The 14,189-nt window shown below is 63.6% G+C and carries 12 protein-coding genes; 5 read left to right on the top strand and 7 right to left on the bottom strand.

Annotated elements, in window-relative coordinates; all coding sequences use genetic code 11:
* Positions 1-44 precede the first annotated feature (44 nt).
* From ACX80B_RS05700 to ACX80B_RS05710, 3 genes are all read left to right on the top strand, one after another.
* The gene (locus ACX80B_RS05700; RefSeq protein WP_459293965.1) at positions 45-1,160 is read left to right on the top strand and encodes a glycerate kinase; all 1,116 of its coding nucleotides are present in this window, start codon (positions 45-47) and stop codon (positions 1,158-1,160) included.
* Positions 1,161-1,233: 73 nt separating this feature from the next.
* Complete coding sequence (locus ACX80B_RS05705; protein WP_459293967.1) at positions 1,234-2,274, top strand: acyl-CoA desaturase; 1,041 nt, start codon at positions 1,234-1,236, stop codon at positions 2,272-2,274.
* Between the two features lie 463 nt (positions 2,275-2,737).
* Positions 2,738-3,304: a hypothetical protein gene (locus ACX80B_RS05710; protein ID WP_459293969.1), complete on the top strand. Its 567-nt coding sequence runs from the start codon at positions 2,738-2,740 to the stop codon at positions 3,302-3,304.
* Between the two features lie 37 nt (positions 3,305-3,341).
* Here the strand turns inward: ACX80B_RS05710 and ACX80B_RS05715 are convergent, their stop codons facing one another.
* From ACX80B_RS05715 to ACX80B_RS05735, 5 genes are all read right to left on the bottom strand, one after another.
* Positions 3,342-3,611, bottom strand: coding sequence for an HPr family phosphocarrier protein (locus ACX80B_RS05715; protein WP_459293971.1), 270 nt, complete (start codon positions 3,609-3,611; stop codon positions 3,342-3,344).
* Between the two features lie 55 nt (positions 3,612-3,666).
* A complete protein-coding gene (locus tag ACX80B_RS05720) occupies positions 3,667-5,763 on the bottom strand; it encodes a PTS fructose transporter subunit IIABC (protein WP_459293973.1) in 2,097 nt (698 codons plus the stop codon).
* 2 nt (positions 5,764-5,765) lie between these two features.
* Positions 5,766-6,746 carry a 1-phosphofructokinase family hexose kinase gene (locus tag ACX80B_RS05725; protein WP_459293975.1) on the bottom strand — a complete coding sequence of 327 codons (981 nt, stop codon included), beginning with the start codon at positions 6,744-6,746 and terminating at the stop codon, positions 5,766-5,768.
* The gene (locus ACX80B_RS05730; protein WP_459293977.1) at positions 6,743-7,525 is read right to left on the bottom strand and encodes a DeoR/GlpR family DNA-binding transcription regulator; all 783 of its coding nucleotides are present in this window, start codon (positions 7,523-7,525) and stop codon (positions 6,743-6,745) included. Before ACX80B_RS05730 ends, ACX80B_RS05725 begins: the two co-directional genes overlap by 4 nt.
* 163 nt (positions 7,526-7,688) lie before the next feature.
* Entirely contained in the window at positions 7,689-9,059 is a 1,371-nt protein-coding gene (locus ACX80B_RS05735) for a uracil-xanthine permease family protein (protein WP_459293979.1), read from the bottom strand.
* Between the two features lie 235 nt (positions 9,060-9,294).
* Between ACX80B_RS05735 and ACX80B_RS05740 the strand changes: the two genes are divergently transcribed.
* Entirely contained in the window at positions 9,295-9,912 is a 618-nt protein-coding gene (locus tag ACX80B_RS05740; protein WP_459293981.1) for a malonic semialdehyde reductase, read from the top strand.
* Between the two features lie 82 nt (positions 9,913-9,994).
* Positions 9,995-10,645 carry a ScbR family autoregulator-binding transcription factor gene (locus ACX80B_RS05745; RefSeq protein WP_459293983.1) on the top strand — a complete coding sequence of 217 codons (651 nt, stop codon included), beginning with the start codon at positions 9,995-9,997 and terminating at the stop codon, positions 10,643-10,645.
* Positions 10,646-10,847: 202 nt separating this feature from the next.
* On the opposite strand, the gene pgm is transcribed toward ACX80B_RS05745, so the two are convergent.
* The gene (pgm, locus tag ACX80B_RS05750) at positions 10,848-12,485 is read right to left on the bottom strand and encodes a phosphoglucomutase (alpha-D-glucose-1,6-bisphosphate-dependent) (RefSeq protein WP_459293985.1); all 1,638 of its coding nucleotides are present in this window, start codon (positions 12,483-12,485) and stop codon (positions 10,848-10,850) included.
* A gap of 133 nt (positions 12,486-12,618) precedes the next feature.
* The gene (locus ACX80B_RS05755; protein WP_459293987.1) at positions 12,619-14,115 is read right to left on the bottom strand and encodes a peptide MFS transporter; all 1,497 of its coding nucleotides are present in this window, start codon (positions 14,113-14,115) and stop codon (positions 12,619-12,621) included.
* Positions 14,116-14,189 lie beyond the last annotated feature (74 nt).

The raw sequence follows: 14,189 nt of genomic DNA on the forward strand, positions 1-14,189 counted from the left end.
TTGGCTGTAGCTCAGGGCCCCTGGCGGAATAGTAGTCTGGCGGTATGCGCATCCTGATTGCTCCGGACAAGTTCAAGGGCACGTTGACCGCCCGTGAGGCAGGCGAAGCGATGGCTTCCGGCGCCATGGAGGTCTTCGCCCACGCGGAGACGACGATTGTCCCGGTGGCCGACGGCGGCGAGGGTACCTTGGAGGCCGCACTCGCGGCCGGTGGAGAGGAGCGCACCGCTACGGTGCAGGGCCCGCTCGGCGAGGACGTTGAGGCGCGCTGGGTGCTGACCGGTAAGATGGCGGTGATCGAAACGGCCGAGGCGAGCGGTTTGCGGTACGTGCAGCCGCGGATCCAGTCGGCGCTCGCGGCGCACAGCTACGGCAGCGGTCAACTGATCAAGGAAGCTCTGGACGCCGGTGCGGAAGAGATCATCTGCGGCATCGGCGGATCGGCAATGACCGACGGCGGTTCAGGAGCACTTCGCGCCCTCGGGCTAAGGGTCATGAACGACGACGGCGCCCGGGCCAGGTTGGGCGGCGCTGGGTTGGCGACCGCACTGCAGATCGACGACTCGGGCCTTGACCCACGTTTGAAGGATGTGAAAATCCGGATCGCCGCCGATGTGACGAATCCGCTGCACGGTCCGGATGGTGCAGCGAATATCTTCGGTGAACAAAAGGGCGCCGATGCGGCGGCCCGCTCCATTCTGGACGAGGCGCTGCGGCACTGGGGCGAACTGTTGCAGAAAACCAGCGGTGTTGATGTGCAGATTCCGGGAGCTGGAGCGGCAGGCGGATTCCCGTCGTCGTTCCTGGCCTTTACGGACGCCAGTCTGGAATCCGGATTCGATCTGGTGGCCGAACTTGTTGGTCTGGATGCTGCGTTGACCGGCGTGGACCTGGTCATCACCGGCGAAGGGTCCCTCGATGAACAGTCGCGGTTCGGGAAGGCGCCGCTGTCCGTGGCGGACCGCGCCCACGCCAACGGGACCGACGTCGTCGTGATTGCAGGGCGTTCGACGCTGGAGTTGGAGGAAATTTCCAGCCACGGTGTGAAGGCTCTGTGTTCGGCCGTGGAATGCGCTCCCTCTGTCGATGAAGCGCTGGCAGAACCTGCGAAGTACGTCCGGGAGGCTACAGTCAGGGCGCTGCGGAGCCTGCAGGGTTAGGTTTCCCCGTTGAACCCTACGGTAGCGTAGGTTACTCTGGCGTAAGTTAGAGATTCCGAGCAGGCAGGTCCCCATGACAACCACCGATGAACCACAGACGCGTCCGACGACGAAGCCGGGATTCCGGCCGTCGAAGACAGATTCGGCGGTCGACCTGACCACGTACGCCCGGGAAAATCCGGAGCAGACAAGTCCCCGTCCGGTGATTGATGGACCGAGGAACACCGCCGGCCAGATCAGTGTGTACATCGGAGTGCTCCTGCCGCTGGCGGCCTTGGTCGCGGCCGTTCCGCTCGCGTGGGGCTGGGGGCTGACGTGGATCGACGTCGCACTGTTCCTGGTGTTCTACGTGATCAGCGGTCTCGGCGTCACCATCGGTTACCACCGCTACTTCACGCACGGCTCGTTCAAGGCCAACAAGGGGCTGCGCGGTGCGTTGGCGGTTGCCGGTTCGCTCTCCGTGCAGGGCTCTGTCATCACCTGGGTGGCCGACCACCGCCGCCACCACGCCTTCTCGGATACCGACGGCGACCCGCACTCGCCATGGGCGTTCGGCGATTCACCTTGGGCGCTGGCCAAAGGGTTCTGGCACGCGCACATGGGTTGGCTGTTCGAGCGGGATGTCACCAACAGGATCCGCTTCGCGCCGGACCTGCTCAAGGACCCGATGATCCTGCGTATCGACAAGATGTTCGGTGTCTGGATGCTTGTCACCCTGCTGCTGCCGGCGCTCATCGGCGGTCTGGTGACGATGAGCTGGTGGGGCGCCCTGACCGCGTTCTTCTGGGCCGGGCTCGCCCGGGTGGCCGTACTGCATCACATCACCTGGTCGGTGAATTCCATCTGCCACATGGTGGGGGAGAAGCCGTACCACTCCCGCGACAAGGCCGGGAACTTCTGGCCGCTCGCCATCGCGTCGTTTGGCGAATCCTGGCACAACTCCCACCATGCCGATCCGACCTGTGCACGGCATGGCGTCGACAAGGGGCAGATCGACATTTCCGCCCGGATGATCTGGATGTTCGAGAAGCTCGGCTGGGCGACGAAGGTTAAGTGGTCCAAGCCGGAGCGGCGGGCCAAATTGGCGGCGGCTCAGGCCCAGCAAGAGGGCTGACTGCGGCCCGCCTGACTGGACTGGCCCGCACCGACAGTGCGGGCCATATTGGGGGCAGCGCACTAATGCCGGGAACGGTTTTGAGCGGCCAAAACGGGGGTCGGCAGAACCGTTTTCGACGTCGAGGACCGGCTTCGGCCTCCGATCTGTTGGAAAGTGACGGGTGTGACTGTGGCCATGCAGCGCTGAGTGCGCTAACCTGATGCGCATGGGAACGTTAATTTTCGAGTAAGAGCAGTCCAACTGCTAACGGCTTAGCGCCGAAAAACCGAAATTTCTTGTTGAGGCCGAGCCTCCGGGACGATTCCCATTCTTCATATCCAGCACTTCGCGGTTGTTCACGCGGCGGAATCTGTTGGTTCCTGATCGCTCCTAAGTGTCGTCATTTTTCGACGACGGGAGCACCATGAATGGCACCCGGTGGCAGTTGAGGAATCAACAAGCCGAACCAGAAGGGAATGCCATGACTGCCCAAACCAACCATCAACCGTCGTCTGTCTCAGACCTGCGGGAAGTAAACGAATCCACGTTCAAGAAGTTGCTGAAGGAAAGACACGTTCCGGAGCAGCCAGTGCTGGTGCACTCCGACAACGGTCATCCGCCAGGACTTGCCGCCATGCAGCGCTACTGGGCTCCCTGGTACAGCATCGAAATGGTGCAGACTGCCGGCGCCGGTGAGGGGCTGACCGTGCGGGTGCAGCAACTGGAGGAGCCGCTGCTTCCGTGGGCGGACCACTATGCCTTCCAGAAGCTGATCGACCGCGTGTGGCAAGGCAAGCGGCAAGGCATTCGGGCAACGGCCGCCCGGATTATCGGTCCGGCGCCTGCGCACAAGTGGGTCGCTGAGTCGTCAATCGATCCGCAACTGCCGGCGGCTGAGTTGAATACCGGTCAGTGGGTCGAGTTGTATCAGCTCAGCCAGGATACCGGCTTTGGCGATCTCCCCGGAGGCCGCAGTGTCGGCTCCGGGCATAAGCCCCGGCAGGCAAGTGGCCGGCAGGGTGCCCGGGAGCCGAAACTGCGGTGGTGATCCTGAGCGGCCCATGAGACGGACCGCGGCGCCGGGTTTACTCGGCGTCGTGGTCCGTTTCCAGGATGCGGGCCAGCGCGTCCAGCGACTCGTCGGCTCCATCTCCGTCAGCGCGGAGGACAACCACGTGTCCGTGCGAGGCACCAAGACCCATGATCGACAGGATGCTTGAAGCGTCCAGGGCCTCACCGCCCTCCATCTCGATCGTGACATCGAGGGGCTGATCGGCCGCGGCTTCGACGAAGATGGACGCCGGACGGGCATGCAGTCCCACGCGGCTGGCGATGGTGGCGGTGCGTGCTGGCATGTTTCTCCTTGGTGCTTTTTGTGCGGGCTTTTGGTGCGGTGCTTTGGTGTTTCGCTCAGGCCGCTGCCGGAGCGTATTCGGCGCTCACCGCGTCGGATGCAGGCTTCTTCTTGGTCGTGAACCGCTTCAGGGCGATGACCGTCAGGGCGGAAATGATTGTTCCGGCCAGGATCGCCACGACGAACATCAGGACGTTCCCGATCGCAAACAGGACGAAGATTCCGCCATGTGGCGCCTGGGACGTGACGCCGGTTCCCATGATCAGCGCTCCGGTGGTGGCGGCGCCGACCATTCCGGCCGGGATGACACGAAGCGGGTCGGCCGCTGCGAACGGAATTGCGCCTTCGGTGATGAAGGCCGCTCCGAGCAGCCAGGCCGCCTTGCCATTCTCCCGTTCCGCAGGGGTGAAAAGCCTCTTGTCCAGGACGGTCGCCAGGGCCATCGCCAGTGGGGGAACCATTCCGGCCGCCATCACCGTAGCCATAATCTCCCACGGTGCCTGGTTGTCTACCGATCCCGCTGCGAGACCGGCGACTGCGAAGGCGTAGGCAACCTTATTGACCGGACCGCCCAGATCGAGCGCCATCATCAGACCAAGCACAATGCCCAGTACGACGGCGGCAGCACCGGTCATGCCGGAGAGCCAGTTGTTGAGCAAATCAGTCAGTCCGGCAATCGGTCCGCCCAGCACCAGCAGCATCAGTCCGGATGCCACGACGGAGGCGAGCAGAGGAATGATGACGACGGGCATCAGGCCGCGAAGCCAGCGCGGAACCTGGATCCGTCCGATCAGCATGGCGACGTAACCGGCGAGCAAACCGCCGACGATACCACCGAGGAACCCGGCGCCCATGAAACCTGCGACTGCACCGGCTGTGAACCCGGGTGCGATGCCGGGCCGGTCCGCCAGTGCGTAGGCGATGTAACCGGCCAACGCGGGGATCAGGAATGACATCGACAGGTTGCCGATCTTGAAGAAGACGGCACCCAGATAAATGCCGAGACCGCCGTCGGGCAGGTTCGCGAGCGAATTGGTGCCGAGGATCGCATCGGCCCTCGGGACGCCGTCGTCGTTGGGAAGGGCAATATCGTAGCCGCCGAGCAGGAAGCCCAGGGCCATCAGGAGCCCGCCGCCGGCGACGAAAGGAATGATGTAGCTGACGCCGGTGAGCAGGGCGCGTTTGAGCTGCGAGCCGATGCCTTCGCCGTTTTCGGCCGTGTCGCTGCTGCCCGATGCGGCGGTGGCACTGACCTTCCGTGCCGATGGGTCGCCAGCCGCCGCAATGGCTTCGTTCACCATTTCGTCCGGCTCGTCGATGCCACGCTTGACTGGTGCACTGACCACCGGTTTGCCGGCGAAACGGTGCTTGTCGCGGACGTCCACGTCGACGGCGAAGATGACGGCGTCTGCTGCGGCGATAACTTCGGGATCGAGCGGCTTCGACCCTGAGGAGCCTTGCGTTTCAACCTGCACCTCGACCCCGGCCCGCTCGCCAGCAGCGACCAGTGCGTCGGCGGCCATGTAGGTGTGGGCGATGCCGGTGGGGCAGGCGGTTACGGCTACCAGGCGTTTGACCGCCGGGGTGGAAGCCTCCGCGGTTCCGGTCGCTGGCGCCTGAGTCCCCGCGGGAGCAGGCGCTCCGGGGGATGACCTAGTGGCAGCAGCACCAGCGTGCTGGGCAGTCCTCGAGGAAACCGGCCGATCATGCAGGGCGCCGTCGACCAGTTCCACGATCTCCGCCTCGGACTTGGCCTCCCGCAGGGCGGCGGTGAAGTCCTTCTTAATCAGTGACCGTGCCAGCTTGGACAGCAGTTTCAGGTGCTCCTGGTCGGCGCCTTCAGGTGCGGCGATGAAGAAGATTAGATCCGCGGGGCCGTCTTTGGCGCCGAAATCGACCGCCGGTTCCACGCGCGCCATGGCCAGCGTCGGTTCGGTCACCGCCGTCGAACGGCAGTGCGGGATCGCGATGCCGCCGGGAACGCCGGTTGCCGTCTTTTCCTCGCGCGCCATTGCGTCCGCATACAGACCCTCGAATTCGCTGGCGCGTCCCGAGTCGGCCACGGCCTGGGCGAGCGTGCGGATCACGTCCGCGCGGCTGCTGCCGAGATTCTTGTCCAGAGTGACGAGCTCCGGGGTAATCAGTGCTGACATGGTCAGCCTCCTTTGGATGGATTCAGTGCCAGCGGCGCGATAACGACGTCGGCGGGAGTGGTTTGTTCAAGTGATGGAAGGGTGGAGCCGGGGAGGGAGGCTGCCGCTGCTCCATGTGCGACGGCCTGGCGCAGTCGATCCTGCGGTTGCGCACCGGCCGAGCTCGCGAGCAGGTAGCCGGCCAGCGAGGAGTCGCCGGCGCCAACCGTGCTGCGGGCCCGGATCGGGGCGTGTGTTGCGAGCCAGCATCCGTCGCCGGTGACCAGCACGGCACCTTTGGATCCGAGCGTGGCCAGTACGGCGGAACAGCCCTGATCAATCAGCGTCCGGGCGGCGGCGGCGGCCAGGGACGGGTCGTTTTCCAGGTCCTGTTCCGTTCCCGCACCTGTCAGTTCCGCCAATTCCTCGGCGTTGGGCTTGAGCAGGTCGGGTGCAATGTCGGAACCGGCGGACATGACGGCGGTCAGCGGTGCACCCGAAGTGTCGACGGCGATCGCTGGACAGCCGGAGCCAAACCGGAGGCGGGCCTGCTGGATGATACGGGCGTAGAAATCCGTCGGAACACCCGGCGGAAGGGAGCCGGCCAGGACAATCCACTGGGCACCGTCGGCGCTTGCCAGCACCAGGTCGATCAGTTCGCGCTGCTGTTGCGGCGTCAGTTCCGGCCCGGGTTCGTTGATCTTCGTCGTTGTGCCGTCGGGCTCGGTGAGCGTGATGTTGCTGCGCAAAGTGGCGCCGATCGGGAGGTTCGCAAACTCGATGCCGGACATCCGAAGCGCCGCCACAACGGCGTCGTCGTTATTGCCGGGAAGCACAGCGAGGGAGGCAGCCGCGGAGGCAGTCAGGGCGCGGCAGACATTGACGCCTTTTCCGCCCGGATCCTGATTCGCCGCGATGGCGCGTTGGACATCTCCGCGGGCGAGCGGGCCGGGCAGTTCAATCGTCCGGTCAAGACTCGGGTTGGCGGTGAGGGTGACGATCATGCCAGCACCACCTCGGTGCCGGCGTCACGGAGGGCGCTGGCCAATTCAGGGGATGGTTCGGCGTCGGTAATCAAGGCATCGATCTCTTTCAGATGGGCGAAGCGGACCAGGGTTTCCTCATCGAGCTTCGAGGAGTCGGCCAAGGCGATGACCCGGCGTGCGGCGTGGACGATGGCGGTTTTGACGGCGGCTTCCTGCGGGTCGGGGGTGCTGAGGCCAAAGCCGGCGTGCACGCCGTTCGTTCCGACGAAGGCGATATCAGGCCGGAGGCCTTCAATCTGGCTGATCGTTCGATCCCCGACGCCGGCCCGGGTCAGTCCGCGGACGCGTCCGCCGAGCAGCTCGAGTTGGACCGTCGACGAATTGGCGAGCTTGGCCGCGATCGGCACCGCATGGGTGATGACCAGCAGATCGTCGCCGGGATTCGCTGGCTGCCAGTCCTGAAGCAGGTCGGCCAACAGTTCGGTGGTGGTTCCTGCGTCGATGACGACTGAACTGGACGAGGGAATCAGTTCGAGGGCCTTGCGGGCAATCCTGGCCTTCTGCTCGTGGTTCTGGCTCTGCCGGCTGCTCAGGCTTTGCTCGCTCGTGCTCATTTTGCCGGCCGGAACCGCCCCGCCATGTACCCGGCGGACCAGGCCGTCGGCTTCGAGGGCGGCGAGATCCCGGCGGACGGTTTCCTGGGTAATGTTGAACCGCTCCGCGAGGGCAGCCACGCTGACGCGTCCCTCGGCGGCAACCAGGTCGCCAATCTTGGTGTAGCGCTCTTCGGCGAACATGAGTCTCCCTCTCGCCGGTGCCCATTTCAGCACCGGAACATTCATCCGTAACGACGGTGACCGCCATCACGTGTATGTTGTTTTGAGTGACTCTATCTGCGTTTATTTCTGTGTGTCAAGAGGTTTGCCAAATAAACACAGATGATCGGGCATGATGCTGCTGTCAGCCGAGTTTGCTGGGTTTCGCGCCGACGCCGTCCGTGCCGTCGGCGCCCGCTTCACCGTCTTCCATGGTGGCAGCCGCATGCCGGCCCTCATGGTGAGGTTCGCCGTCGTCCATTCCCGCGGTGCCGCGCCAGCGGGCGATCAGTGTCATGCCGTGGTAGATCAGCAGTGCCGAACCGGTGCCCAGGGCAATACCTTCGAAGGTCAGTGCTCCGACAATCCACGTGTAGTTGGCGATTCCAATGACCAGTGAGACGGCCGCCGTCGTCAGATTGATGGGATTGGCGAAGTCGACCCGGTTCTGCACCCAAATACGAACGCCGAGGACGCCGATCATCCCATACAGGACCGTCGCCGCGCCGCCAAGCACGCCCGCGGGGACGGTGGCGATCAACGCGCCGAATTTGGGGGAAAAACTCAACAGCAGCGCCGTGATGGCGGCAACCCAGTACGCCGCGGTCGAGTAGACGCGGGTGGCGGCCATCACCCCGATGTTTTCCGCGTACGTCGTGGTTCCGGAGCCGCCGCCGGTGCCCGCCAGCACGGTGGCGAGTCCGTCCGCCATCAGCGCCCGGCCGGTCAGCGGATCCAGATTGCGGTTTGTCATCAGGGCGACCGACTTTACGTGCCCGATATTCTCCGCGACGAGGACCAGGACCACTGGGATGAACAGGCCTGCGACGGAGAGGTGGAATTCCGGCAGTTGGAACGGCGGCAGGCCCACCCAGGCGGCATCGCGCATTGCCTGGTAGTCGACCTCCCCGCGCAACATCGCCACCAGGTAGCCGGCAACGACGCCGACCAGGATGGACAACCTGCCGAGGATCCCCTTGAACAGCACCGTGACGACAATGATTGTGACGAGCGTGACCAGGGCGGTGACGGGGGCGGCCGTGAAATTGTCCTTCGCCGACGGGATCAGGTTCAGCCCGATCAGCGCAACGATCGCCCCGGTAACGATGGGCGGCATCAGCACTTGGATCCACCGGGTGCCCGCGAAGTTGACGACGGCGCCGATCAGGGCCAGCACCGCACCGGCCATCACCACACCGCCGAGCGCGCCGGCCGGCCCGTGCTGGCTGGTGGCGGCGGCGATCGGCGCGATGAACGCGAAGCTGGAGCCAAGATAGCTGGGGATCTTTCCGGCAGTGATTACCAGGAACAGGATGGTGCCGATACCGGAAAAGAAGAGCGTCGTCGCGGGCGGGAAGCCGGTGATCAGTGGAACCAGGAAGGTGGCACCGAACATCGCCACCACATGCTGCACCCCGATGCCGATGGTCCGCGGCCAGGTCAGCCGCTCGCCGGGCGCGACCACTTCGCCGGCCCTGATGGTCTTCCCATCTCCATGCAGGTGCCACTTAAGCATGTTCACGATTCTTTCCTGCCCTCCTGTACGAAAAACCCTCCGATAGCCTACCGCCGGGACCGGTGCCTCCGCCCCGTGGACTCTCCCGCCGCCGTCGGGGATTCAGAACGACGGCGGACGTGGGCGAGTGAGTAATGTCACCGTGCTGCTGGAAATGAACCTGGCTTTCCCACCGGTTGTACCCACTGGAAAGGGCTCCGGTTGCGGGGCCGGAAATTCGTGGAAAGTGCTGAGCATGACTATTGAACTGACTTTGGATGAAACGCTCGCTTTGGAGCCTGCGGCCGCGGACCTGCTGTTCCGGGAGGGCCGCACCGCCAACAAATTCACCAACGAGCCGGTCTCCGAAGAGCAGGCGCGGTCAATCGTCGAACTGGTCAAAATGGGCCCGACGGCGTTCAACAACCAACCGCTGCGCGTCACCTATGTCCGGTCGGAGGACGCGAAGGAGCGTCTCGTTTCCCACCTCGCGGGTGGCAATCAGGAAAAGACGCGCAACGCCCCGCTGACCGCCATTCTCAGCTACGACGCGGACTGGCATGAGCATTTCCCGACCTTCAACCCCGGTGCCCAAAAGCTGAAGTCGATGTTCGATGATAATGCCGAGGGCCGGCACAAGCTGGGCAACAACAACGCCAACCTGCAGGCCGGTTATTTCATCATTGCGGTGCGCTCGCTCGGACTGGCCGCCGGACCGATGAGCGGCTATGACGCCGAGGCGCTGGATGCTGACTTCTTCCCCGGGGGAAACACCCACTCCTTCATGGTCGTCAACATTGGGTACCCCGCCGAAGGCGCTTGGGGCGAACGGCTCCCGCGGCTCAACTACGACGACGTCGTGACGACTGTCTAACAAGCCGCCGTCAGCTGTGGTCCAAAATGAGCCGCGGCGTCGTACCATGGTGGTGGTACTAGCCTGAAGGGGGGGCGTCAAAGTGGCTCAGCAAGCGCGCGCCCAAATTACGCGCAAGTCCATTATTGACGGCGCGGCAAAAGTTTTCCTGGATGTGGGCTATGCCCATACGACGATGGCCCAGGTGGCCGCTTCCGCCGGCGTCACCAAGGGCGCACTGTATTTCCACTTCGACTCCAAGCAGGCGCTGGCCCGGGCCGTTATCGACGAAAACCTCACTGCCACCACAGCAATAGGCATGCGGGTCCTCAGCGGTGGGTATTGTGCCCTCGAGTCCCTGGTTCGAATCAGTGCCGGCGTCGCCGAACTGACCGAGAATCCGCTCACCCGGGCAGCAGTCCGGTTGACGATGGAAAACTCCAAGCTGGTCTTCGGTGAGGAGATTCCGCACGAGGACTGGATCAAGACCTGTGAGAACCTGATCCAACGGGCGATCGCCGAAGGCAGTATCCGTCCGGATATTGACGCGTCCGTTCTCGCCGGATTCCTGGTGTCGGCCCATACCGGCGTCGACACTGTAACGGGAATGGTGCCGGCGCGGGAGGATGTCCTTCTGCGGCTGGAGGAAATGTGGAAGATGGTGCTGCCCGGAATCGTCCCGCCGGAAAAGCAGGCGGAGTTTCTGACGTTACCCGGCGTAATCCGCCAGACGGAAGCCGACTTACAGCCATAAACCTCCCGTTTCGGGGGCTCGGTTTTCTTCCGGACGAAGCGGTTTCCCTAAAAACATACCGCCGCGACGGTTTCTTATGATAGCGTTTTGCCATCCTGAATTTCCGGGGGGCGCACAATGTGGGGGTTGCGTGGGGAGTGATAGGTAGTTGACCCGGCCGCGTTAAGACGCAGGCCGGGTCGGCGGTTTAACGGACCTTTTCTCAGATGACGCCGTCGACGAGCGCCTTCGCCTCGTCCTGGACCTGCTTCAAATGCCCGGCTCCCTTAAATGATTCCGCATAGATCTTGTAGACATCCTCGGTTCCCGAGGGCCGCGCGGCGAACCAGGCGTTCTCCGTGGATACCTTCAGCCCGCCAATCGCCGCACCGTTGCCCGGCGCCTCGGTGAGCTTGGACGTGATCGGTTCGCCGGCCAAGGTGTCGGCTGTAACCTGGTCCGCCGACAGCTTGCCCAGGGCGGCCTTTTGATCGCGGGTTGCGGGAGCGTCGATCCGCGCATAGACCGGATCGCCGAACTGGTCTGTGAGGCCGGCGTAGTGCTGGGATGGAGTGCGGCCGGTCCTGGCTGTAATTTCGGATGCCAGCAGGGCGAGCAGGATGCCGTCCTTGTCCGTGGTCCAGACTCCGCCATCCCGGCGCAGAAACGATGCGCCGGCCGATTCTTCCCCGCCGAAGGCGCCGGACGAGTCCAGCAGCCCGGGTACGAACCATTTGAATCCGACCGGCACTTCCACCAGTTCCCGTCCGAGGCCCGCGGCGACCCGGTCGATGATCGATGACGAAACGAGTGTCTTTCCCACCGTGGCGCTGGCAGGCCAGTCAGGCCGGTTCCGGTACAGGTAGTCAATGGCCACAGCCAGATAGTGGTTCGGATTCATCAGCCCGGCATCGGGAGTGACAATGCCATGCCGGTCGGCGTCGGCGTCATTTCCGGTGGCAATGTCGTACTCGCCGGCCCGGGAGATCAGCGAGGCCATGGCATTGGGGGAGGAGCAGTCCATCCGGATCTTTTCATCCCAGTCGAGTGTCATGAAGGCCCACTGCGGATCGATAGACGGATTGACCACCGTCAGGTTCAAGCCGTGGCGCTCGCCGATTTCACCCCAGTAATCCACGCTTGCTCCGCCGAGCGGATCAGCGCCAATATGCAGTCCGGAACCGGCGATGGCTGCCAGGTCCAGTACCGCCGGCAGGTCATCGACATAGGAAGCCAAAAAGTCATACCGTCCTGTGGTTTCGGCCTCCAGCGCGTTCGCCAGCTGCATGCGGCGGACGCCGCGCAGCCCGTCCTCAAGCAATTCATTGGCCCGGTCGGCAATCCATCCGGTGGCATCTGAGTCCGCCGGACCGCCGTGCGGAGGGTTGTACTTGAATCCTCCGTCGCCTGGCGGATTGTGACTGGGCGTGACGACGATCCCGTCGGCGACATCGTCATGCTTTTCCGGTCCGCGGTTGTAGCGGAGGATGGCGTGCGACAGCGCCGGAGTCGGGGTGTAGCCGCGGCGGGCATCGGCCAGGACGCGGATTCCGTTGCCGGCCAGGACCTCCAGGGCAGTGTTCTGGGCCGGTTCGGACAACGCGTGGGTGTCCTTGCCAATAAAGATCGGGCCGGTGATCCCCTGCGAGGCCCGGTACTCCACGATGGCCTGCGTGATGGCGGCAATGTGCGCCTCATTGAACGAGACCTTGGTACTGGAGCCACGGTGCCCGGATGTGCCGAAGGCAACGCGCTGCGCCGGATCATCCATGCTTGGCTGCAGGTCATAATAGGCGTCCAACAGTGTCGTCAGATCCACCAGGTCGCTGGGAAGGGCCACTGTGCCCGCACGGCTTGTCATAGCACCAGCATGCCAGAATCGGCCCTGTGGCGGCAGAATACGACGCAGTTTGTGCAAAACGTCAAACTGCCACCGCCCCAACGTGCGGAACGCTGGAACGGCGGCAGCCGCCGTCGTACTGGTTGTCCTTGTTTTAGTGGACGCCGCTCATCAGGTTCTTGATGGGCTTCACGGACATGGCAAGTGCGACGGCCATGATGACGGCGACTACTCCGATGACGCTGAAGTAGGGGATCTCATCGGTGGGGTCGTAGAAACCCGCCAGCACACCTGACAACGCCGTTCCCAGCGAAACCGAGAGATAGTTCAGTGCGACCATCTGAGTCTGGAAAATCCGCGGCGCCAGCTTTGTGGACAGCGAAAGCCCGACCGGGGAAATCATCAGCTCGGCAATCGTGAACAGGAAAAGGATGCCGATGATCGCCATCAGCGGGGTGCTGTTGGGGCCGCCGCCTGCCAGCGGAATGAAGGCCAGGATGGCCAGACCCATTACGGCAAGCCCCATGGCGAACTTGAGCGGGGTGATCGGCTGCCTTGATCCGAGCTTTGTCCAAGCGAGGGCGAACAGTGGCGCCAACAGGATGATGAAGATCGGGTTGAACGACTGCACCCACTCGATCGGCATCTGCCAGCCGAAGATGGTCCGGTCCAGGCGCTTGTCAGCATACAAAGTCACGACCGTGAACTGTTGCTGGAACAGCGAGAAGAATGCCGCGCTGGCGATGAACATCGGGATGAAAGAGTACACCCGCCTGCGCTCGATGTGGTCGATTCCCTTGCTGGACAGGATGACGGCGAAGTAGATCACGGCGGCGACAATTGCCACCCCCGCTACCACCGCAGCCAGGTTCGCCGGGTTCACCAGCCCCGACACCACAGACAGGATGATGAGGACGAGTCCGGCGATCGCGATGCCGCCCACCCGCTTGATCTTGCTGCGCGGCAGCGGGTTGGCCACCCGGTGCGCCTCCTCCGGAAGGTTCTTGCGGGTCGCCGCGTACTGCAACAATCCAATGGCCATGCCGACGGCGGCCAGACCGAAGGCGAAATGGAATCCCAGATAGTCGCGGGTCAATCCGGTGAGCAGCGGACCGAACAGGGCGCCGATATTGACGGCCATATAGAAAATTGAGAAGCCGGCGTCGCGGCGGTCGTCGGTCCGGTCGTACAGGGAGCCGACCAGCGACGTGGCGCTGGCCTTCAAACCACCGCTTCCGACGCCGACGAGAATCAGACCCATAGCCAGACCCAATATGCCGGGCAGCACTGCCAGGGCAATATGGCCGGACATGATCGTGATGGCGCTGTAGAAGAGCACCCGTTCCGGACCGATCAGGCGGTCAGCGACCCACGCCCCAAGGATGGTGGAGAGGTAGACAGTGCCACCGTAGGCACCGATGATACCGGCAGCGATATTGAAATCGATTCCGAGGCCGCCTTCGCTGACCTGGGAATACATGTACAGCAGGACAACGACCTGCATGCCGTAGTAGGAGAAGCGCTCCCAAAGTTCAACACTGAACAGATTGGCGAGCATGCCGGGCTGCCCAAAGAAGGTCTTTCCCGAGGGGTTCCGGTCACTTCCAGCGTGCGTACGTGTGGGTGGAGTAGGTTCAACTGGAGTATTCACAATTTGTCATACTCGCACTCGCCGGACGGCTCTGTCATATCGAGGGCCTGCCCAATTAATCACATTCCGCAAGC

The organism is Arthrobacter monumenti (assembly GCF_054511255.1).

Bases quoted from the DNA above. Each gene is read 5' to 3' on its own strand.
- ACX80B_RS05700 (WP_459293965.1), top strand. From the start codon at position 45: ATGCGCATCCTGATTGCTCCGGACAAGTTCAAGGGCACGTTGACCGCC.
- ACX80B_RS05705 (WP_459293967.1), top strand. From the start codon at position 1,234: ATGACAACCACCGATGAACCACAGACGCGTCCGACGACGAAGCCGGGA.
- ACX80B_RS05710 (WP_459293969.1), top strand. From the start codon at position 2,738: ATGACTGCCCAAACCAACCATCAACCGTCGTCTGTCTCAGACCTGCGG.
- ACX80B_RS05715 (WP_459293971.1), bottom strand. From the start codon at position 3,611: ATGCCAGCACGCACCGCCACCATCGCCAGCCGCGTGGGACTGCATGCC.
- ACX80B_RS05720 (WP_459293973.1), bottom strand. From the start codon at position 5,763: ATGTCAGCACTGATTACCCCGGAGCTCGTCACTCTGGACAAGAATCTC.
- ACX80B_RS05725 (WP_459293975.1), bottom strand. From the start codon at position 6,746: ATGATCGTCACCCTCACCGCCAACCCGAGTCTTGACCGGACGATTGAA.
- ACX80B_RS05730 (WP_459293977.1), bottom strand. From the start codon at position 7,525: ATGTTCGCCGAAGAGCGCTACACCAAGATTGGCGACCTGGTTGCCGCC.
- ACX80B_RS05735 (WP_459293979.1), bottom strand. From the start codon at position 9,059: ATGCTTAAGTGGCACCTGCATGGAGATGGGAAGACCATCAGGGCCGGC.
- ACX80B_RS05740 (WP_459293981.1), top strand. From the start codon at position 9,295: ATGACTATTGAACTGACTTTGGATGAAACGCTCGCTTTGGAGCCTGCG.
- pgm (WP_459293985.1), bottom strand. From the start codon at position 12,485: ATGACAAGCCGTGCGGGCACAGTGGCCCTTCCCAGCGACCTGGTGGAT.